General features: G+C 50.2%; 21 protein-coding genes. 4 read left to right on the top strand and 17 right to left on the bottom strand.

Features of this window, described 5'->3' with window-relative positions; genetic code table 11:
• Positions 1 to 335: 335 nt before the first annotated feature.
• Entirely contained in the window at positions 336 to 710 is a 375-nt protein-coding gene (locus JW499_RS09430; protein WP_205210352.1) for a hypothetical protein, read from the bottom strand.
• 370 nt (positions 711 to 1,080) lie between these two features.
• Between JW499_RS09430 and JW499_RS09425 the strand changes: the two genes are divergently transcribed.
• On the top strand, positions 1,081 to 1,512 hold the full coding sequence (locus JW499_RS09425; RefSeq protein WP_091355800.1) for a MaoC family dehydratase: 432 nt from the start codon (positions 1,081 to 1,083) through the stop codon (positions 1,510 to 1,512).
• Between the two features lie 79 nt (positions 1,513 to 1,591).
• Here the strand turns inward: JW499_RS09425 and nadA are convergent, their stop codons facing one another.
• The 15 genes from nadA to JW499_RS09350 all read right to left on the bottom strand — a co-directional run bounded on the left by nadA (position 1,592) and on the right by JW499_RS09350 (position 14,266).
• Positions 1,592 to 2,641 carry a quinolinate synthase NadA gene (gene nadA / locus JW499_RS09420; RefSeq protein WP_205210351.1) on the bottom strand — a complete coding sequence of 350 codons (1,050 nt, stop codon included), beginning with the start codon at positions 2,639 to 2,641 and terminating at the stop codon, positions 1,592 to 1,594.
• A gap of 193 nt (positions 2,642 to 2,834) precedes the next feature.
• Positions 2,835 to 3,521, bottom strand: coding sequence for a 7-cyano-7-deazaguanine synthase QueC (gene queC, locus JW499_RS09415; protein ID WP_205210350.1), 687 nt, complete (start codon positions 3,519 to 3,521; stop codon positions 2,835 to 2,837).
• A gap of 26 nt (positions 3,522 to 3,547) precedes the next feature.
• A complete protein-coding gene (ybgF, locus tag JW499_RS09410; RefSeq protein ID WP_205210349.1) occupies positions 3,548 to 4,315 on the bottom strand; it encodes a tol-pal system protein YbgF in 768 nt (255 codons plus the stop codon).
• A 24-nt stretch (positions 4,316 to 4,339) separates the two neighbouring features.
• Entirely contained in the window at positions 4,340 to 4,846 is a 507-nt protein-coding gene (gene pal / locus JW499_RS09405) for a peptidoglycan-associated lipoprotein Pal (protein WP_205210348.1), read from the bottom strand.
• Between the two features lie 198 nt (positions 4,847 to 5,044).
• Complete coding sequence (gene tolB, locus JW499_RS09400) at positions 5,045 to 6,331, bottom strand: Tol-Pal system beta propeller repeat protein TolB (RefSeq protein WP_205210347.1); 1,287 nt, start codon at positions 6,329 to 6,331, stop codon at positions 5,045 to 5,047.
• Between the two features lie 6 nt (positions 6,332 to 6,337).
• Positions 6,338 to 7,279 carry a cell envelope integrity protein TolA gene (tolA, locus tag JW499_RS09395; RefSeq protein WP_205210346.1) on the bottom strand — a complete coding sequence of 314 codons (942 nt, stop codon included), beginning with the start codon at positions 7,277 to 7,279 and terminating at the stop codon, positions 6,338 to 6,340.
• 7 nt (positions 7,280 to 7,286) lie between these two features.
• A complete protein-coding gene (gene tolR, locus JW499_RS09390) occupies positions 7,287 to 7,703 on the bottom strand; it encodes a protein TolR (protein WP_205210345.1) in 417 nt (138 codons plus the stop codon).
• Between the two features lie 19 nt (positions 7,704 to 7,722).
• Positions 7,723 to 8,403, bottom strand: a complete 681-nt coding sequence (tolQ, locus tag JW499_RS09385; protein ID WP_332873953.1) for a protein TolQ — start codon at positions 8,401 to 8,403, stop codon at positions 7,723 to 7,725.
• Positions 8,404 to 8,654: 251 nt separating this feature from the next.
• Complete coding sequence (locus JW499_RS09380; protein ID WP_205210344.1) at positions 8,655 to 9,065, bottom strand: TraR/DksA family transcriptional regulator; 411 nt, start codon at positions 9,063 to 9,065, stop codon at positions 8,655 to 8,657.
• A gap of 107 nt (positions 9,066 to 9,172) precedes the next feature.
• Entirely contained in the window at positions 9,173 to 10,189 is a 1,017-nt protein-coding gene (gene ruvB / locus JW499_RS09375; RefSeq protein WP_091355824.1) for a Holliday junction branch migration DNA helicase RuvB, read from the bottom strand.
• 30 nt (positions 10,190 to 10,219) lie between these two features.
• Positions 10,220 to 10,846, bottom strand: coding sequence for a Holliday junction branch migration protein RuvA (ruvA, locus tag JW499_RS09370; protein WP_205210343.1), 627 nt, complete (start codon positions 10,844 to 10,846; stop codon positions 10,220 to 10,222).
• 118 nt (positions 10,847 to 10,964) lie between these two features.
• Complete coding sequence (gene ruvC / locus JW499_RS09365; protein WP_091355829.1) at positions 10,965 to 11,480, bottom strand: crossover junction endodeoxyribonuclease RuvC; 516 nt, start codon at positions 11,478 to 11,480, stop codon at positions 10,965 to 10,967.
• Positions 11,481 to 11,591: 111 nt separating this feature from the next.
• On the bottom strand, positions 11,592 to 13,355 hold the full coding sequence (gene aspS, locus JW499_RS09360; protein ID WP_205210342.1) for an aspartate--tRNA ligase: 1,764 nt from the start codon (positions 13,353 to 13,355) through the stop codon (positions 11,592 to 11,594).
• Positions 13,356 to 13,413: 58 nt separating this feature from the next.
• A complete protein-coding gene (locus JW499_RS09355; RefSeq protein ID WP_205210341.1) occupies positions 13,414 to 13,641 on the bottom strand; it encodes an FmdB family zinc ribbon protein in 228 nt (75 codons plus the stop codon).
• Positions 13,642 to 13,810: 169 nt separating this feature from the next.
• A complete protein-coding gene (locus JW499_RS09350; RefSeq protein ID WP_205210340.1) occupies positions 13,811 to 14,266 on the bottom strand; it encodes an HIT domain-containing protein in 456 nt (151 codons plus the stop codon).
• 141 nt (positions 14,267 to 14,407) lie between these two features.
• Between JW499_RS09350 and JW499_RS09345 the strand changes: the two genes are divergently transcribed.
• Positions 14,408 to 15,568, top strand: a complete 1,161-nt coding sequence (locus JW499_RS09345) for a GNAT family N-acetyltransferase (RefSeq protein WP_205210339.1) — start codon at positions 14,408 to 14,410, stop codon at positions 15,566 to 15,568.
• Between the two features lie 4 nt (positions 15,569 to 15,572).
• Here JW499_RS09345 and JW499_RS09340 read toward each other — a convergent pair whose 3' ends face one another.
• Positions 15,573 to 15,950, bottom strand: a complete 378-nt coding sequence (locus JW499_RS09340) for a hypothetical protein (RefSeq protein ID WP_205210338.1) — start codon at positions 15,948 to 15,950, stop codon at positions 15,573 to 15,575.
• A gap of 530 nt (positions 15,951 to 16,480) precedes the next feature.
• Between JW499_RS09340 and JW499_RS09335 the strand changes: the two genes are divergently transcribed.
• Together JW499_RS09335 and JW499_RS09330 are read left to right on the top strand one after the other, a co-directional pair.
• Positions 16,481 to 16,762, top strand: coding sequence for a hypothetical protein (locus JW499_RS09335; RefSeq protein WP_205210337.1), 282 nt, complete (start codon positions 16,481 to 16,483; stop codon positions 16,760 to 16,762).
• A gap of 209 nt (positions 16,763 to 16,971) precedes the next feature.
• Entirely contained in the window at positions 16,972 to 18,114 is a 1,143-nt protein-coding gene (locus tag JW499_RS09330) for a DUF484 family protein (protein ID WP_205210336.1), read from the top strand.
• Positions 18,115 to 18,129 lie beyond the last annotated feature (15 nt).

The raw sequence follows: 18,129 nt of genomic DNA, 5'->3' as shown, positions 1-18,129 counted from the left end.
ATACATTGCCCATCATAACAGCAATCCGAAGCCATTTATTTGGACTAAAAGTGCCCGAGACATTTTGGAAAAAGTTATTCGTGCCAACAGTCGCTTAAGCTCTAAACAGAATGCAACACTACACTAGATGGTAGTGTTTTATGGCTATGAAGACTGGTACGCTGGAACATAGAAAATCCCTGTAACACAGATCATCGCAGCTTAACATTGATAACCCGGCGGCGATGTGTGTCTGATTCAGAAAAAAGGGGAACAAAACTGGCAATATTCAGGTGTAAGCTGTTGCAGCTGCCATTATAGCGATTTGCACTTTAAAAGCATCTGCGAAAACGGTATCAGTCAGGGATCGACTCAATCACCAACCGGTCCTGAGCACTGATGCGGATTATCTGACCGTCGGTGGTAGTGAAACTCCGCTCCTGCAGCTCCGATTTGTGCACCTGATAATAGACCGGCCCAGGGCTTTGCGGCGAGGTCAGCGTTATCCTGAGCAGCTGATTGCCATCGATCCAGCGGTATACAAAGAACCCCAGGGTAAGGCTGAACGAGATCAGCAGAAACAGCACGGCGACCACCCTGATCGGTGCGCCCCCTGCTTTAGGCGTGACTGTCACAGGCCCGGGCTTCGACTGACTGGCGCTCACCCGGCGCCTGAGATAGATATATGCCACCACAATCACCAACAGTGTCAGCAATACTTTTGTTACCATAACCGGGTTAGCCTGTCCGCTGTGCAAAGGGGTTCCATTCTCCATAGCCCGGCTTAAACTGCAATAGTCAGACAGTACCGATGGCCACTATTTGTGGCGGTAAAGTTGCGCCACTTTCGGACCGCTCTCACTTTAATCCAACCATTTCAGGGCATTGCAGAGCCGGGTCAATAAGGAATGCCTTCGCACTGCAACAAAAACCTGTTTTACTAAGAGTCTGTCCGAATACTTCATTGAAACAGCAACCAGACTAGGTTAGGGTTTATGCCTATTCAGGTAAACAATAATCACGCATCAGCCCGGCGCTTATGCGGCCACCCGAAAAGCAGTCATGGCCAACAGGCCATGGCGATACAGAGAGGAATTACTAATGGATGAACTGCACGGTTACTACCTGGAAGATCTGGAAGTGGGGATGAGCGCATCCTATGCCAAGACGATCTCCGAGGCCGATGTGTATATGTTTGCAGGCATTTCCGGTGACAACAACCCTATTCACATCAACAGCGAATACGCAGCCACCACTCAATTCAAAAACCGTATTGTTCACGGTATGTTTTCAGCAGCACTGATCTCAACCGTGGCTGGCACCCGGTTGCCCGGACCTGGCGCAATCTATATCGACCAGTCGATCCAGTTCAAAGCACCGGTGTATATTGGCGATACGGCTAAAGCAACCGGTACAGTTGAAGAGATAGATACGAAACGTCGCCGGGTCAAAATGCGAACCGACGTACACGTGGGTGACAAGCTGGTGGCAACCGGCTATGGTATTTTTATGGTTGATAAGCGTCCGGCTTAAGCTGCACGATTACAAATCGCTTTATCCGGAATACAAAAAGCCTGCTCTATTGAGCAGGCTTTTTTAGTTTTGCAGCAACTCAACCGTTTTGTGCGGAGAAATCCAGCATCCGCTGAAGGGGTCGCCGGGCATCATCAATCAGCGACTCATCGACAAAAATTTCATCGCTGCCCTGCTCCAGCGCATGAAGCACATTTTCCAGGCCGTTCATGGCCATCCAGGGACAGTGCGCACAGCTTCGACAGGTTGCACCTGATCCGCCGGTAGGTGCTTCGATAAACTCTTTATCCGGCGCGGCCTGACGCATCTTGTAAAATATTGCCCTGTCCGTAGCGACAATAAACTGCTTATTCGGCAGATCACGGGCAGCATTGATAATCTGGGTAGTGGACCCCACCACATCAGCCAGCTCTACCACCGGGTCCGGAGATTCTGGATGCACCAGCACTGCCGCTTCAGGATAGACTTTTTTAAGATCCAGCAAACGCTGCGCCTTAAACTCCTCATGGACGATACAGGCAGCATCCCACATCAGCATCTCGATACCGGTTTGCTTCTGCACATACTCACCCAGATGTTTATCCGGAGCCCAGATAATCTTCTTACCCTGATCCGCAAGATGTTCAACAACTTTCAGTGCGATAGCAGAGGTAACCACCCAGTCGGCGCGTGCCTTGACGGCGGCCGAGGTATTAGCGTAAACCACCACTTCATGATCGGGATGCGCATCACAAAAGGCGGTAAACTCATCCGCCGGACAACCGATATCCAGAGAACAGGTTGCTTCAAGCGTTGGCATCAATACCCGTTTTTCAGGATTCAGAATCTTCGCCGTCTCGCCCATGAACTTAACACCGGCAACGATCAGCGTTTTGGCGGGATGGTTGTTACCAAAACGCGCCATTTCAAGAGAGTCAGAGACACAACCACCGGTCTCATCAGCCAGTTGCTGAAGTACTTCATCGGTGTAGTAGTGCGCCACAAGGCAGGCATCCTTCTCGATAAGAAGTTGCCTGATACGGCTCTTGTATTCCTCCTGCTTTTGCAGATCAAGCGCACCGGGGAGATGCTCTTTAGCAAAGTGTTCCTGAACCAGAATACGGTCTGAAAGCTCTTGTTTATTCAACATTTACAAATATTCTTAATTAGGTAATTAAACAGTAACGGATTTTAAACCTATAAATATTATACCACCACTGCAATGCAGAAAATGCTAATTCTCTGCCTCACTCAGGCAAAAGTAACGAAAAAGGAGCCCTGCGGCTCCCTGTTTAAGATACTTGCATCGGTGCCCGCCCCATCTGCAGACGATAACAGCAACCTCAGGCAGTAATATAACGGGTTGGATCGGCTACACCGGCATCCTCAAACCCTTTAGCCCGCAATCGACAACTGTCACATACACCACAGGCCCGACCATCATCATCCGCCTGGTAACAGGAAACGGTCAAACCATAGTTAACCCCCAGACGGACCCCCTCTCTGATAATCTCAGCTTTAGTCAGATCGATTAGCGGGGTCTCAATCGTCAGCCGCTCCCCCTCCACGCCGGTTTTAGTCGCCAGATTGGCCATCTGCTCGAAAGCAGCGATATATTCTGGCCGGCAATCGGGATATCCGGAGTAGTCGACAGCGTTAACCCCAATAAAGATATGCTGCGCATGAAGCACCTCTGCCCAGGCCAGCGCCAGCGACATAAAAACGGTGTTGCGTGCAGGCACATAGGTGACCGGAATGCCCTCTTCCTCATGGTCGGGAACATCAATGCTGTTATCAGTCAGCGCAGACCCCCCAAAGTCCTCAAGATGAAGCCGCACTACCCGGTGCTCTTTTACATCCAGATCCCGGGTAATTTTTTTCGCTGCCAGCAACTCTGTTTGTGACCGCTGGCCATAATCAAAGCTCAATACATAGCAGTTAAAACCACGCTCAACCGCCATCGCCAGCGCGGTAGCCGAATCAAGACCACCGGATAACAATACAACAGCATTGTTGGAGGGAGTACTCATTACACAACCTTAAGGAATTTCAGTCGTTATCTTTTCAGGTAATCGCGTGCCAGACCGGCGGCAGAACTGTCAGGATAACGTGAGATAGTGTCATTAAACATATCATTTGCTTTAGCCTGATCCCCCATCTGATGATAGATCACACCAAGCTTGTATGTGGCATCGGCTGCTTTTCTGTGCTCGGGAAACGTTTTCAGGACTTTCTCAAATGCTGCTTTAGCAGGCTCCAGCTTTTGCTCCGCCAGATTCACCTCACCTACCCAGTAATAGGCATTAGGCAATCTCGCACTGTCCGGATACAGCTCGATAAACTTATCGAAGGCATCCAGCGCCGCGGGGAAATCCTTTTGCCGCACCAACCCAAAAGCCTGCTGATAGGCCTGTGCATCCGTAGGCGTACTATCCGCTGCGGGTAAAGGCATCGGCGCTACAGCTGCAGAAGGCTGATCAGAACCGTCGGCAGGCTGCCGGGTGGAACCCGCCCCCTGAAGCGCGACAATTCGCCGATCAAGATCGCGATAACGATCCCGTTGCTGCTGCTCCATCTGACGAATCTGATATTGCTGCTGCTCAACCATTCCCCGAAGGGAGCGGACTTCATCCTGTAACTGCTGTAACAACATCACTGTATCGTTACTGCCGTTACCGACAAACTGGCCCGCGGGCCTGTTAACCGATGACCGGTTTGCAGTCCCATCATCGACCTGCAACTCAATCACCTGAACAGGATCTGCCGCCAGAGCACCGGTGCTGCATAGCACCAGTGCGGCAGTCAAACCATATGCTTTGCGCATTGAAACTAACAACCTGACAGGTGATTAGTATTTCAGTTCTACGCGACGGTTCTGAGCCCATGAACTTTCGTTATGACCCATAACCACCGGTTTTTCTTCACCAAAGCTCACCAGTTCAATCTGGCTGCTGGAAACACCATTAACAGTCAGAACACGAGCGATAGCCTGTGCACGACGCTCACCCAGAGCCATGTTGTATTCACGGGTTCCACGCTCATCAGCATGACCTTCCAGAACAACAGAAGCAGATGGGTTGTCTGCCAGGTATTTAGCGTGACCACGCAGAGCGGCAACCGCTTCAGGCTTAACCTGAGTCTGGTCGAAATCAAAGTAGAACACAGTTGCCAGATTCTTCACATCGGCCATAGTAGTGCCGGACATAGAAGAATCAGAAACAGCCTGAGTCGTAGTCGCCGGAGCAGTGTCACTGCCCATCGTATCAGTGTCTGTTGTATTTGTTGTACTACAGCCTGCTGCCCAAACGACAGTTAACGCCAAAGCAGTCGCTTTGCCAATATTCATAGCACGCATCGAACACTCCTAATTTTTAGCCAATTATGTGCGAATAAAACCTCAATCCTGCCTAAAGTAAAGCTTGCTAAGCATGATTGCAAGAGCCGCGAGTCAATCCAGCGACTTTTCTAACTAATTGATTTAACTTTGTACCTTTGTGCAGTCAACTTGTCACTCAGTGCAGTCACTGACCACTGAAAAGCCTGAAAACACCCCTTACTGGAAAGGCGACCAGGCCGGTTCACGGACATCGCCATCCGATGACGGCAAACGGAACTTCACCCGACCATCAAGCGACACCGCTGATAATACACCCCGCACACCTTCCTGAGTGGCATACAGGATAATACTGCCATTCGGTGCAATCGTAGGGGATTCATCCATAAAGGTTTCGGTCAGAAGATCTACCCGGCCGGTGCGCAAATCCTGCACCGCAATATGAAACGATCCATTGCTCTGATGCACCATCGCCAGAAAACGACCATCCTGGGTCAGACGTCCACGGGCATTATACTGCCCTTCAAATGTCAGTCGCGTGACATCACGGGTTGGCAGATAGATTGAATAGATCTGTGGCTGACCACCGCGGTCCGAAGTAAAGATCAGCGATTGACCATCCGGCGACCAGGACGGTTCGGTATCGATGCCAAAGTGGTGAGTTATGCGGGTCAGGCGGCGCTGCTGCAGGTCCAGCACGTAGATCTCAGGATTACCATCCTTAGAGAGCACCAGCGCCAGTTGACGACCATCCGGCGACCAGGACGGTGCACCGTTCAGGCCCCGGAATGATTGGACCTTCTCACGCTTACCGGTAGCCAGATACTGGATGTAGACCGCTGGCCGGCCCGATTCAAATGAGACATATGCGAGTTTAGTACCGTCCTGGGACCAGGCAGGCGACATAATTGGCTCATTGGAATTAAGAATTTCTCTGGCATTGTGTCCATCTGAATCTGCATACATCAAACGATAACTATGTTTAGATGGTGCCAGCTGTTTCGCGGTGACATAAACAATATGGGTGGAAAATGCACCCCGGACACCGGTCAGCGCCTCAAACACCTTATCACTGATATAGTGCCCCACTGCTCGCAGGTTAGTTCGGTTTGCTTTAATCCCCTCTTCTCTCAGAATTTGCTCCTCTTTGAGGATATCGTAGAGTTCAAAAGCAACACTCAGTTGCCCTTCGATCTCCTTGATCCGCCCAATAACAATAAAATCACTACCGCTGATTCGCCAGTCACGAAAATAGAGTGAGCTGCGGTCGGAGGGGAAACTGAGCATATTTTCCCGCGGCATAAGCTTGAACATACCGCTGCGATAGAGGTCATCATTGATCACCTTCGCAACGTCTTCAGGTAGCGCCTGAACACCACTGAAAGCAAATGGAACGACAGCAACAGGTGTAGGCTTATCAACCCCCTGTGTAATTTCAACGGTCAGTTCAGCCCGCGCCAGCACACTGAAAAAGAATAAAAATATGAAAAATAAGGTACGTTTCATGACTGATTACCTGCGAAGATCTGACGGATTAAAATTAAGACTGAATTTACGAAAGCTCCGATCAAACAATACCGGATCCATATTTTGCAGCTCGGAGAATCGCCCTACCCGTTTAACAGCCCGGACCGCACTCTCATCGAAATAACTGTCACCGCTGCTTTTAACGACATAAACGTTATCAACCTCTCCGGTGGGTAACAGGTGAAGTGACAGAACAACCCTCATGCCATTTCGGGCACTGGGTGGCCGACTCCAGTTACTTTCCACTTCGGCTGCAATATAGTCACTATACCCGGCAATAGCCCTCTGATCTGCCTGCCTCTGCATTTCCTGTTCTTCGGCGGCCATCGCAGCGACTAATTCAGCCTCTCGGCGCTGCTGCTCCAGACGCTGTTTCTCTGCCTGTTTACGCTCAGCTTCTTTCTGAGCCTCAGCTTTACGACGGGCTTCTTCCTGCTGTTTTTTCCTGGCGGCTTCTGCCGCTTGCGCTTTCTTCAGGGCTTCAGCTTTCTTTTGTGCTTCCGCTTTCTTCAGCGCCGCCTCTTTCTTAAGCGCCTCTTGTTTAAGAGTCTTCTGCTTCAGTGCTTCCGCTTTCTTTTTAGCTTCCGCCTGTTTCAAAGCCTCCTCTTTCTTGCGCGCCTGCTCTTTCTTAAGAGCCTCTTTTTTCAGTGCTTCCTCTTTCTGCGCTTCTTTTTTACGCTCATCAGCCCGTTTCTTAGCTTCAGCTTTTTTCTGTTCCTCTTGCTTACGGCGCGCCTCAGCCTGTTTATCCTGCTGATGAGCTTTCAGCTGGGACTTAAGATCAACCATCTGGGCTTTGACATGTCGCGGCACGAGATGCTTCTCTTCTTCGGCATAACCGAACCAGCTATAAAAGAGTGCACTGAGAATCACTGAATGGAGAATCAGGGCCAGCAATGCAGGAAACAGGTAACTTCTCAAATTCACAATCAAACTACTCTGTTACCAGTCCGACAGTTTCAGCACCGGCCTGCTGCAACAACGTCATCAGCTGTATGACATGATCGTAATCGACGCCCTTATCACCTCTCACCAGCAGCAACTTCTTCGGATTGTTACTCAGAACTTTACTAACCCGTTCCCCGACAACATCACCCGTGACCGCTTTCAGGGGATCGCCGCCGACATCAATGTAATAAAGTCCCTCTTTATCGACAGTCACAATCAGCGGTTCACTGTCCTCGGTATCAACGGGATCGGAACCAGCCTTTGGCAACTGAACATCAACTCCCTGAGTCAGCATGGGCGCGGTAATCATGAAGATCACCAACAACACCATCATCACATCAATATAGGGAACAACGTTGATCTCAGCGTTCAGCTTGCGTCTTTTTTTCACTCTGCGAATCATAATACCAGCCTGTTACAGATCAGCTTGAGGTGTGCACACGGCGATGCAATACACTGGAGAATTCATCGGCAAAGGTTTCATAACTGTTCATCAGCGATTCGGTTTTTGCTGAAAAACGGTTGTAGGCAATAACCGCGGGAATCGCGGCAAACAGGCCGATAGCTGTTGCAATCAGCGCTTCAGATATCCCCGGAGCAACCGAAGCCAGCGTTGCCTGATGGACATTTGCCAGCCCCCGGAATGAGTTCATTATTCCCCAAACAGTGCCAAACAAACCGACATAGGGACTGGTTGACCCAACCGTTGCCAGAAATGGCAGGTGCATCTCAAGCTTTTCTTCCTCCCGGGCCAGCGCCACACGCATGCTGCGTTGCGCCCCATCCATAATGGCATCCCGGTCCGCGCCCGACTGCTGACTGAGCCGACTGAACTCTTTCAGTCCTGCACGGAAAACATTCTCAGCGCCGTTACTGCTATCGGGATCGGAGTTCACTTCACGAAACAGCTGACTGAGATCCACCCCGGACCAGAAGCGATCTTCAAAAGCCCTTAATTTGCGCTGCGCCTGGCGCAAAACAAAATGACGCTGAAAAATCATAACCCAGGAAAGCAGTGATGCCAGCAGTAGCAGCAACATTACCAACTGGACAACAAAACTGGCATTAGCTACCAGACTCCAGATCGACATTTTATCCGGCACGTTTATAACCCCTTCTGTAGAAATCTGAAAAACTGGCTCTGATAGTAGCGAGATCAGCGTTTAAAATCTGCTCTTTTTCTGACAAAAAAACATATTTACCCTGATTCAGTACTTTATCCTGAGTTTGATAAACCGCACCTGAACAGCAGCCGACGGTTGGATGCCGGGAGGCGATAAAAGTTCAACCCAGGCAAGCTGCAGACATAAAAAAGCCGCCTCAACAGGCGGCCAAAAACAAACAGAAAAACCACTCAGAAAGCTGCCCCGCAGTCCCGGACCCGGTGCAGTTCATCTCTGGACTGACAGCCAACACACAAAACAGCTGCAGGGTTAGCCATCAGGCGGTTAAGTTCGATCTCTTCACCACATTTTTCACAGCATCCATAACCTCCGTTCTCTATCCGCTGCAAAGCACTCTGACACTCGCGAATCTCCTCTTCGAGCTGTTTGATATGCGATAAGCTGGTTTGATTGAGTTCGGTAGCTGCCGCCGCTTCACAACGATCATGTACTTCAGAACAGCTTAGCTGACTAAGCTCTTCCTGCTGATCGCTCTGCTCCGCTTTCAGATCCGCCTGTAACTGCTCATGCAATATTTGCAACTCTCGCTTGAGACCTTTTAGTTGCGACTGATTCAGGCAACAGAGTTTCATAGTGTTCATACTTTAGCGCCTTAAACATTATTGTTTTATGTTCACGACTTAAAAGTTAACCCCTAAACCATTACTCTGCTTTGATATAAATCAGTTATCACTGGCTGATCAATTATCTATTGATCCCGGTCAGGCAAATCAAGGCCAAAATGGCGATAAGCGTTGTCGGTCACCACCCGGCCTCGCGGTGTACGCATCATAAACCCCTGCTGAATCAGATAGGGCTCCAGCACATCTTCAATGGTATCCCGCTCTTCACTGATAGCCGCCGCCAGGCTATCAACCCCCACCGGACCACCGCCAAATTTTTCTATCATCGCCAGCAGAAGCCGGCGATCCATATGATCAAAACCATGTTCATCAACATTAAGCATATTCAATGCAAGGTCTGCCATCTCCAGGGAGATTCGCCCATCGCCTTTCACCTCCGCATAATCTCTGGCCCGGCGTAACAGCCGGTTTGCAATTCGCGGAGTCCCGCGGGAACGCCGGGCTATTTCAATAGCGCCTTCGCGATCCACACCACTTCCTGACAACCTTGCCGAGCGCTCAACAATAGAGGTAAGGTCATCAATATTATAAAACTCCAGCCGCTGCACAATGCCAAAACGATCCCGTAATGGCGAGGTCAGCAACCCCGCACGGGTGGTTGCCCCCACCAGCGTAAACGGTGGCAGCTCAAGCTTGATAGAGCGGGCCGCAGGCCCTTCTCCTATCATAATATCCAGCTGATAATCCTCCATCGCCGGATAGAGTACCTCCTCCACCGAAGCACTCAGGCGGTGTATCTCATCGATAAACAGCACATCCCCCGGCTCAAGATTGGTCAGCATCGCGGCCAGATCACCGGCCTTTTCAAGTACCGGCCCCGAGGTGGTTTTAATATCGCAGCCCATCTCATTGGCAATAATATTAGCCAGCGTGGTTTTCCCCAGCCCGGGAGGGCCGAAAATAAGCGTGTGATCAAGGGCTTCCTGCCGCTTTCTAGCCGCACCGATAAAGATCTCCATCTGCTCTTTAACCACCGGCTGACCAACATAGTCCTGCAACGATTTTGGCCGGATAGCGCGGTCCTGCACCTCCTCCTGAGGCGCACTGACAACCGGAGATATAAAGCGGTCCGCTTCGATCATAGACTGCACCCTGTCGTTATCATTGAGTTATCACCCCTGCACCATACTTTTCAGTGCCGCCCGAATCAGCTCTTCACTGGACGCGCCTGGGTTGCTCTTTTCAGCCTGAGCGATCGACTTAGTTGCCTGCACCGGCTTATATCCCAGTGCCACCAGTGCACTTTCCGCTTCCGCACGGTTATCGCTTGACGGCGCACTGACAACCGGCCCCAGCCCATCGGTCAGGGTAAATTCATCGAGATCACTAAAGTGGAAATCCTGCAGCTTATCTTTCATCTCAATAATCAGTCTTTCAGCGGTCTTCTTACCTACTCCGGGTAAACGTACCAGCGCCGCGGTATCCTGGTGCTGCACCGATTGAACAAACTCGTTAACACTGATACCCGACAAGATGGTCAGGGCCAGCTTAGGCCCCACACCGTTGACCTTTATCAGCGTGCGGAACAGCGAACGCTCAGTACGTTCATAAAAACCGTACAATAGCTGAGCATCTTCGCGCACCACCATATGGGTATAGAGCGTTACCTGTCGCCCAACCTCCGGCAACTGATAAAAGGTGTTCATTGAGGCATCAACCTCATAGCCAACACCCGCTACATCGATCACCAGCTGCGGCGGATGTTTTTCCAGCAACTCGCCTCTCAGTCGTCCTATCACAGCCCTTCACACTCCCGATTAGCCCGTGAATCACGGGGCTTACATTGATATTCTTTTTACTCAGACGACAATGGCCAATAATTCGCCATCCATAATATAGCCACACAGCCTGACGTTATCACCGCAACCGTCCTCCCCGACTGCTCTTTGCCCCCGCCATCATAATCAGGCTGCTACGGGTATGTGCGTGACACAGGGCGATGGCCAGCGCATCTGCGGCATCCGCCTGCGGCAGACCTGGCAGCCTGAGAATGGATTTAACCATATGTTGCACCTGAGACTTATCCGCAGAGCCATTACCTACAACCGCCTGCTTAACTTTTCTGGCAGCATATTCGGCTACTTCAAGTCCCTGATTGGCACCCGCCACGATAGCGACGCCACGGGCCTGCCCCAGCTTCAGCGCGGAATCAGGGTTACGCGCCATAAACACCTGCTCTATCGCCATCTCCTGGGGACAGTAGTGTTCTATAATCTCGGTCACCCCGGCGTAAACCTGCTTCAGACGCTGAGAAAGGTCATCCCCTTTTATCCTGATACAGCCACTGGCGATATATTCGTTCTTCGCGCCAACGGAATTGATAATACCGTATCCGGTGATCCGGGATCCCGGATCTATTCCCAAAATCAACATTGCTGGATTATCAACTCAAAGTACTGTTTATTTATACAGAGTACAATACCGCAGATTCCACCATAAAAAAAGCCGTGCAGAGCACGGCTTGATCAATAACTGCAAAATAACTTAAGGAGTCTTACGCAGCTTGATATTCAGCTCACGTAACTGAGCCGCACTGACCTCTCCCGGAGCCTGAGTCATCATACAGGCAGAGCTCTGGGTTTTCGGGAAGGCGATCACTTCACGGATCGAATCGGTACCGGTCATCAGCATGATCAGACGGTCAAGCCCAAACGCCAGACCACCATGAGGCGGCGCACCGTATTTCAATGCATTTAACAGGAAGCCAAACTTGTCATCAGCCTCTTCGTCTGAAATACCGAGGATATCCAGGACTGACGCCTGCATCTCCCGATTATGGATACGGATCGAACCACCACCCAGCTCACAGCCATTCAACACCATATCGTAAGCACGGGACAACGCCTCAAGCGGATTCGCTTTAAGCTCTTCTGGCGTGCAGCTAGGCGCAGTAAACGGATGATGCAATGCGGTCAGACCTCCGTTATCGGTTTCTTCAAACATCGGGAAATCAACCACCCACAGCGGCGCCCATTCACACTGAGCCATCTCAAGATCTTCACCGACCTTAATCCGCAGAGCACCCAGCGCTTCAGAAACAATTTTCTCTTTATCGGCACCGAAGAACACGATATCACCGTTCTCCGCACCCAGACGCTCCATTATTGCCATTGCCACTTCGGCACCGAGGAACTTCACAATGGGAGACTGTAACCCTTCAACACCCTTTTCAAGTTCGTTGACCTTAATCCAGGCCAGACCTTTCGCACCATAGATGCTAACAAACTGGGTATATTCATCAATAATCTTACGGGTCAGCTGAGCACCACCAGGCACTTTCAGCGCTGCAACACGACCTTTCGGATCTTTCGCCGGACCGGCAAACACCTTGAACTCGATCCCGGCCATCAGATCGGCAACATCGACCAGTTCCATTGGGTAGCGCAGGTCAGGTTTATCGGATCCGAAGCGCTGCATCGCTTCAGAGTATGGCATCCGCGGGAACTCACCCAGATCAACGCCCTTGAGTTCAAGGAACAGCTTGCGAATCATCTTCTCGGTGATCCCCATGATCTCTTCCTCATTCATAAATGAGGTTTCAATATCGATCTGGGTAAACTCTGGCTGACGGTCAGCCCGCAGATCTTCATCACGGAAACACTTAGCAACCTGATAATAGCGGTCAAAGCCTGCCACCATCAGTAACTGCTTAAACAACTGAGGCGATTGCGGCAGCGCAAAGAAATGTCCTTCATGAACCCGGCTGGGTACCAGATAGTCACGGGCCCCCTCAGGCGTTGCACGGTTCAGAATCGGTGTTTCAATATCCAGAAAACCATGCTCGTCCATATAACTGCGGATAGCGTTGGTCACTTTAGAACGAAAACGGAGTTTTTCCTGCATTTCAGGACGACGCAGATCGATGTAACGATGACGCAGACGTACCTCTTCACCCACCTGCTGATGCTCATCCAGCTGGAAAGGCGGAGTTTCTGACTTGTTGAGGATAACCAGTTCTTTACCCAGAACTTCAATCTCACCGGTAGGCATATCCGCGTTAACAGTGCCTTCCGGACGACCGCGAACAGTACCTTTGACCTCAACAACATACTCACTACGGCAGCTATCTGCCAGGGCGAAGCTCTCTTCACGATCAGGATCAAACACCACCTGGGTAAGACCCTCACGGTCGCGCAGATCCAGAAAGATAACCCCGCCGTGGTCGCGACGACGGTGAACCCACCCCGTCAGAGTAATGTCTTCGCCGATATGCTCTTTTCTGAGATCACCGCAATAATGACTGCGCATAGTTAAATGTTCCTGTTACTTAGCAAGCTGAATCAGTGTTTATTCAGACAATTAAAAATCAGTTACCGGATTCACTCTGGCCACCCGCCAGGTTCTTTTTCTTACCGGTTTTAAAATCAGTCTCGTACCAGCCGGTGCCGGATAATCTGAACCCTGGTGCGGATACTTTTTTCACCACATCAGCAGAATCGCAACCAGCACAAACCGGTGCTGGTGCATCAGATTTCAACACCAGTTTTTCAAATTCATGACCACAATGACGGCATTCAAAATCGAAGATCGGCATAGTCGCAGCTTTCCCCAGAAAAATAGAGTAAACCGCAAAGCAACCTGACCCGTTTCAGCCCTGTTTTTTACAAAAGCCGACAACGTCAGCCGCCTTGCTCAGAAAACGGCGAATTATACCTGAATAATTAGCTCCTGACAGGGCCAATTAGTGGATTTTAGATGAGAAATCAGTTGAGCAGATCACGGGCAACAAAATTTACCTCCTGAGGCATCATCATCTGTAACTTCTGATGAATCTCCTGAATCTGATCCTCAGTATAGGGTTTTGCAGTGACCGCTCCCCAGACAGGGGCTGGCCATGCAGGGTCATCCTCAAAGCGAACCACATGATGGATATGCAGCTGTTTAACCATATTCCCCAGGGCGGCGATATTCATCTTATCGCCATCAAACACATCGTGCAGATTTTCCGATAGAAATGAGGATTCGTGTAGCAACTGGGCCTGATCGGCGGGCGACAGATGGTAGATCTCGCTGGCCTCGGCGCGGCGGGGCACCAGTATAAACCAGGGGTAGTTCGCATCATTCATCAGCAATAAACGGCACAGCGGGAAGTCGCCCAGGGTGATACAATCATTATCCAGGCGGGAATCCAGTTCAAACTCAAACTCCAGCTCATCCATTTTTATTCTCCTAGCGTAAATACAGATGCAAACTTAATATACAAACTGAACGGCTCAGTAGAGCCATCCATCTTTAATAATATAATGCTTTATTATCGGATAGTTAGATAACATATACCGCTCTGAACAGTATAGGACAATATGCCGCAATTCAATTTCTATAGCGCAATAGAACAGATCGGAGCCGAACCCTGGAACAGCCTGAGGCGCGACGATTACCCGTTTATCAGCTATGAATTTCTCCATGCCCTCGAACACTCAGGCAGCGTTACCGCGCAGACTGGCTGGCAGCCGTGCCATCTGGTGGTCACGGAAGCAGAGCAGATACATGCAGCGATGCCGCTGTATCTCAAGAGCCACTCCTATGGCGAATATGTGTTTGACTGGAGCTGGGCAGATGCCTATCAGCGCAATGGTCTCGAATACTACCCGAAACTACTGACAGCGATACCGTTCACTCCCTGCTATGGCCCACGCCTGATGTTTCACGCCAGCTGCAACAGTGATCAGCAACACGCGCTTACCCGACAGATACTGGCAGCCATACAGCAACTGGCATCCCAGTACAAAGCGTCCGGCTGGCACGGCCTGTTTCTTGAAGATAGCCTGCTTGATAAGGCGAGCCATCCAGAACTGCACTATCGTCTGGGCACTCAATATCACTGGTTTAATCGCAACTACCAGATCTTTGATAGTTTTCTGGAAACATTCAGCTCCCGTAAGCGTAAAAATCTGCGCAAGGAGCGCAATAAGATTACTGAGCACAATATACAACACCGCTTTATCACTGGTGCCCAGCTCACCGATGAGATGCTCAGCCAGTTTTATCAGTTCTACCAGATAACCTACCTGAAAAGGGGCCGTAACGGTTATCTTAAAGAAGCGTTTTTCCATCAACTCAGAGATACCCTGACCGGTCAGATTATCATCTGCTTTGCTTATGATATGAATTACAGCGACACAGAAGCGGTCGCCGGGGCCCTTTTTCTGCGGGACCAGCAGACCCTGTACGGTCGCTATTGGGGCGCTCTGGCAGAATACGACAGCCTCCATTTTGAAACCTGTTACTACCAGGGCATTGAGTACTGTATTCAACACCAGCTACAGCGTTTCGATCCCGGAGCCCAGGGTGAACATAAGATCCAGCGGGGCTTTGAACCGATAGAAACCTGGTCAGCCCACTGGCTGGCTCACCCGGGCTTCCACCAGGCCGTTGAACGGTTTACCGAAGAAGAGGAGCAGATGTTACGCCAGGAGATGAACTATCTGCGCCAGCGTCTGCCATTCAGGCAGACTGAATAGCGGTTCAGGGCTGGAGATAGATCACAGGATCGCTTCGGTCATCACCATGCAGAGCACAAAAAGTCTGCTCTTCTCCGCCACGGTAATGCACCGCAACGTTAAACCCCATACCTGGCTCATGATTCAGTAACAGCTGTCGCTCATGCCCCGGCGGAATACGAAACGCCTGAATGCGCGACTGTGTGTCAGCACTGCCAAAGTCCAGCTGAACCGACTCGATCACCACCTGGCTACTGTTGTGAAAAGTAACCACCATGCCCTGTTTTACTTCACTCATCCGGGCAGTCACTACCCCGGTTAACAACACCAACAGAAGCGCCACGCCCCAGCACCACCGCCCAGGCAGCCGGGCAATAGCACCTTTTGTCTCTGTATCCATCATCAACAACCCTGCGTCAGCCTGACAAAATCCCACTCCACCTGTCACTGTTGCGGGATCTTATTGAAAAGGGAACTTATCAGCCCCCATACATCAATCGGGGATCATCGCTTATCACCCGGATGACTCACACTGATCTCAGTCAGGCAACTGCAAACTTAGTCAACATCAGAAACGGTCTCGATGTGCAGGTTTGAAAAAAGCAAGAGAAGAGAATAACTACCCGGGAACAGGACAACCTGACAAACACGCGAATTAAGCATTAAAAAACAATTATTTAGATTAGATAGCCGCACCTCTTCCCCTGGTAAATATACCCCTTACCGGTGCGCAAAACGGTGATCTTCGCCGTAGCTGTTTATGATACAAAAACAGGCTGCGTATTTATAACCCTGAGATATATCAATAATGTATCAGTAATAATAAAGTCATATAAGAAAATCCCCTGTTTAAATTAGAGAAAACCGCTTCTCTTGCCTAAAATGTTACTACCAGACTGATTTAAAGCATGATAACAATAAGGGGACACAACAATGCTAACCTACAATGAATGCCTTGACCTCAGCGACCTCACCCAGGATGAAGTTGCGGCCATAGCAGAGCATGAGCACACGGACCCGATAATCGCCATGGCGATAGGTCATTACCTATGCTGCCATAATGGCGAAAGCAAAGTAAAAAGGATCATCCTGGATGATATCGCCAAAGCACAACGCAAAGGAGATTCAGCCCACGAAAAGGTTCTGCGAAAGGTATTGAGTCACTTTATCAGTACCCACCCGGAACAACATGGCAATATCGCCAAAGCAAGCTGAATTATCCGATCTTAATAAAAAAACCGGCTACCCAATATGGGTAGCCGGTTTTTTAAGCTTAAGCCCTTATCCTTAGCGGCCTCTCTGCCTTTTTGCGCCGCCTTCCCCGCTGCTGCCTATTTTTTTTATTATTCCCGGCTTGCTTTTCCTTTATAGTTGTCACGGATGGCCGATAACTCTTTCATACTAAAGGCGCAAAGCAGGCGTTTATGGGACCAATCGACAAAGAGAACAAAGATCTGCGCAGATCTCTTCACCTGCTGGCCAGTAAGGTAGAGCGGAATGAAGCGATATTGCGCTCATTCTTTGAGATAGAGCTCAGACTCCTCAGTTGCAGTAATCTGGCAGAGCTGCTTGACCTTATCCTGATCGACTTTAAACAGCACTTCCGGCTCACCGCGGTCAACCTGATTCTATTCGACCCGGAATCCGCAGCCCGCTGCTTACTGGAGGACTATACTCCTCCAGAACCGGGGCACAGCCTTCGCTTTGTCACCAATCAACGTCTGTTAAAAAGCCTGTTTCCCTCGTCTGAATTAAGAATAGGAGAACTGAGTGCCCCCCTTAAAAGCATCGCCTTTCCCAGTAACCCTTATGTCCTCAGCAGCGCCTTGCTACCACTGATCCGCCACAACTGCCTGATTGGCAGCCTGCACCTGGGTAGTAACGACCCTGCCCGCTACAGCGAACACTTCGACTATGACTATATCGGCCACCTGGCTTCGGTCATTGCAGTCTGTTTTGAAAACTGCATCAATCAGCAGAACCTGAAGCGACTCAGCATTATCGATATGCTCACCAAAGTGAATAATCGCCGGGCATTCGATCAGGAGATCATCCGCGAGCTTTCAAGAGCCAGCCGGAACAAAACGCCCCTGAGCTGTCTGTTTATAGACCTGGACTATTTTAAGCTGGTGAACGACAGTTTCGGCCACCAGGTCGGCGATAAAGTACTCCGATCAGTGGGCTTACTATTAAACAAAAACCTGCGCAAAACTGATTTTGTTGCCCGCTATGGCGGTGAGGAGTTTGCCATCCTGCTACCCAATTGCGATAGCGAGAAGGCGATTGAGATTGGCAACCAGCTACGCCATAAAATTCTCCACATGGTGGTCCATAATAACGATAATGAGCCCTTCAGAGTGAGCGCATCAATAGGGGTAACAAGTTGTTGTCACGGCAGTTTTGCCTTCGATAATCTGGATGCTCAGGCTCACGCCGTGTTAAAAGCAGCGGATGAAGCGGTCTACCTGGCCAAAGAAAAAGGCAGGAACCGGATTGAGTACCGCTCCCTGCCCGATATGAAACCGGAACTGTTCAGTCAGTTAAGTGGCGACCTGAAGTCGATTTAATACTCTCGATAAACA

Origin of the sequence: Amphritea pacifica, assembly GCF_016924145.1 — a bacterium.
GTDB lineage: Bacteria > Pseudomonadota > Gammaproteobacteria > Pseudomonadales > Balneatricaceae > Amphritea > Amphritea pacifica.
The sequence above is the reverse complement of the archived record's forward strand: the minus strand, read 5'-3'. Positions and strand labels throughout refer to the sequence as shown.

Bases quoted from the DNA above. Each gene is read 5' to 3' on its own strand.
- ruvB (WP_091355824.1), bottom strand. From the start codon at position 10,189: ATGATCGAAGCGGACCGCTTTATATCTCCGGTTGTCAGTGCGCCTCAG.
- JW499_RS09425 (WP_091355800.1), top strand. From the start codon at position 1,081: ATGGATGAACTGCACGGTTACTACCTGGAAGATCTGGAAGTGGGGATG.
- pal (WP_205210348.1), bottom strand. From the start codon at position 4,846: ATGCGTGCTATGAATATTGGCAAAGCGACTGCTTTGGCGTTAACTGTC.
- ybgF (WP_205210349.1), bottom strand. From the start codon at position 4,315: ATGCGCAAAGCATATGGTTTGACTGCCGCACTGGTGCTATGCAGCACC.
- tolB (WP_205210347.1), bottom strand. From the start codon at position 6,331: ATGAAACGTACCTTATTTTTCATATTTTTATTCTTTTTCAGTGTGCTG.
- JW499_RS09350 (WP_205210340.1), bottom strand. From the start codon at position 14,266: ATGGATGAGCTGGAGTTTGAGTTTGAACTGGATTCCCGCCTGGATAAT.
- JW499_RS09340 (WP_205210338.1), bottom strand. From the start codon at position 15,950: ATGATGGATACAGAGACAAAAGGTGCTATTGCCCGGCTGCCTGGGCGG.
- ruvC (WP_091355829.1), bottom strand. From the start codon at position 11,480: ATGTTGATTTTGGGAATAGATCCGGGATCCCGGATCACCGGATACGGT.
- JW499_RS09430 (WP_205210352.1), bottom strand. From the start codon at position 710: ATGGTAACAAAAGTATTGCTGACACTGTTGGTGATTGTGGTGGCATAT.
- JW499_RS09380 (WP_205210344.1), bottom strand. From the start codon at position 9,065: ATGAACACTATGAAACTCTGTTGCCTGAATCAGTCGCAACTAAAAGGT.
- aspS (WP_205210342.1), bottom strand. From the start codon at position 13,355: ATGCGCAGTCATTATTGCGGTGATCTCAGAAAAGAGCATATCGGCGAA.
- JW499_RS09355 (WP_205210341.1), bottom strand. From the start codon at position 13,641: ATGCCGATCTTCGATTTTGAATGCCGTCATTGTGGTCATGAATTTGAA.
- queC (WP_205210350.1), bottom strand. From the start codon at position 3,521: ATGAGTACTCCCTCCAACAATGCTGTTGTATTGTTATCCGGTGGTCTT.
- JW499_RS09330 (WP_205210336.1), top strand. From the start codon at position 16,972: ATGGGACCAATCGACAAAGAGAACAAAGATCTGCGCAGATCTCTTCAC.
- JW499_RS09345 (WP_205210339.1), top strand. From the start codon at position 14,408: ATGCCGCAATTCAATTTCTATAGCGCAATAGAACAGATCGGAGCCGAA.
- nadA (WP_205210351.1), bottom strand. From the start codon at position 2,641: ATGTTGAATAAACAAGAGCTTTCAGACCGTATTCTGGTTCAGGAACAC.
- tolR (WP_205210345.1), bottom strand. From the start codon at position 7,703: ATGATTCGCAGAGTGAAAAAAAGACGCAAGCTGAACGCTGAGATCAAC.
- JW499_RS09335 (WP_205210337.1), top strand. From the start codon at position 16,481: ATGCTAACCTACAATGAATGCCTTGACCTCAGCGACCTCACCCAGGAT.